At 66.5% G+C, this 496-nt stretch carries 1 pseudogene; it reads right to left on the reverse strand.

The window, feature by feature from the left end:
• Positions 1 to 496 (reverse strand): annotated as a pseudogene (locus ABTU92_RS29605) (DNA-directed RNA polymerase subunit beta); the annotation flags it as partial.

Consider the following 496-nt stretch of genomic DNA (forward strand, 5'->3'; position numbering starts at 1 on the left):
CTCGATCTCCTCGCGCTCGATGGCGAGCGCGCGCTCGTCCTTCTCGACGCCGTGCCGGTTGAACACCCGCACCTCGACGACCGTGCCCTGGACGCCCGGCGGCACCCGCAGCGAGGTGTCGCGCACGTCGGAGGCCTTCTCGCCGAAGATGGCGCGCAGGAGCTTCTCCTCCGGCGTCATCGGGCTCTCGCCCTTCGGCGTGATCTTGCCGACCAGGATGTCGCCGGCATGCACCTCGGCACCGATGTAGACGATGCCGGCCTCGTCGAGATTCTTGAGCGCCTCTTCCGAGACGTTCGGGATGTCGCGGGTGATCTCTTCCGGCCCGAGCTTGGTGTCGCGGGCCATCACCTCGAACTCCTCGATGTGGATCGAGGTGAACACGTCGTCCTTCACGATCCGCTCGGAGAGCAGGATCGAGTCTTCGAAGTTGTAGCCGTTCCACGGCATGAACGCGACGAGGACGTTGCGGCCGAGCGCCAGCTCGCCGAGCTCG

The sequence above is a fragment of the Rhodoplanes sp. SY1 genome, from assembly GCF_046000175.1.
In the GTDB taxonomy this organism is placed as follows: Bacteria; Pseudomonadota; Alphaproteobacteria; order Rhizobiales; family Xanthobacteraceae; genus Rhodoplanes.